At 71.4% G+C, this 938-nt stretch carries 1 pseudogene; it reads right to left on the reverse strand.

Going from position 1 to position 938, the window contains the following annotated elements:
- Window positions 1–938: pseudogene (gene carB, locus ADL08_RS10420) on the reverse strand (carbamoyl phosphate synthase large subunit); the annotation flags it as partial.

The raw sequence follows: 938 nt of genomic DNA on the forward strand, positions 1-938 counted from the left end.
AGGCAGGGGACGCCGCGGGCGACGGCGGCGGTGCGGATCTCGTAGCCGTCCAGGCGGCCGCCGGTGCCGTAGGGGGTGTTGACGATGAGGTCGACCTCGCCGTCGTGGATCAGCTGCACGATCGTCTTCTCGCCGTGCGGGCCCTCGCCCTCGCTGAGCTTGCGCACGATCGTGGCGCTGATCCCGTTGCGCTTGAGGACCTCGGCGGTCCCCGAGGTGGCCAGCAGCTCGAAGCCGTGGGCGACCAGCTCACGGGCCGGGAAGATCATCGAGCGCTTGTCGCGGTTGGCGACCGAGATGAACGCGCGTCCCTTGGTCGGCAGCGGCCCGTAGGCGCCGGCCTGCGACTTGGCGTAGGCGGTGCCGAAGACCGAGTCGATGCCCATCACCTCACCGGTGGAGCGCATCTCCGGGCCCAGCACGGTGTCGACGCCGCGGCCGTGGACGTCGCGGAAGCGCGACCAGGGCATGACGGCCTCCTTGACGGAGATCGGCGCGTCGAACGGCAGCGTCCCGCCGTCCCCGGTCTTCGGCAGCAGGCCCTCGGCGCGCAGCTCGGCGACGGTGGCGCCCAGCGAGATCCGGGCGGCCGCCTTGGCCAGCGGCACCGCGGTGGCCTTGGAGGTGAACGGCACGGTCCGCGAGGCGCGCGGGTTGGCCTCCAGGACGTAGAGGATGTCCCCGGCCATCGCGAACTGGATGTTGATCAGACCGCGCACCCCGACGCCCCTGGCGATGGCCTCGGTGGAGGCCCGCAGCCGCTTGATGTCGTGCCCGCCCAGGGTGATCGGGGGCAGGGCGCAGGCCGAGTCGCCGGAGTGGATGCCGGCCTCCTCGATGTGCTCCATCACACCACCGAGATACAGCTCCTGACCGTCGTAGAGCGCGTCCACGTCGATCTCGATCGCGTCGTCCAGGAACCGGTCGACCAGCACCGG

It is taken from the genome of Streptomyces sp. NRRL F-6492, from assembly GCF_001280125.1.
Taxonomy (GTDB): domain Bacteria; phylum Actinomycetota; class Actinomycetes; order Streptomycetales; family Streptomycetaceae; genus Streptomyces.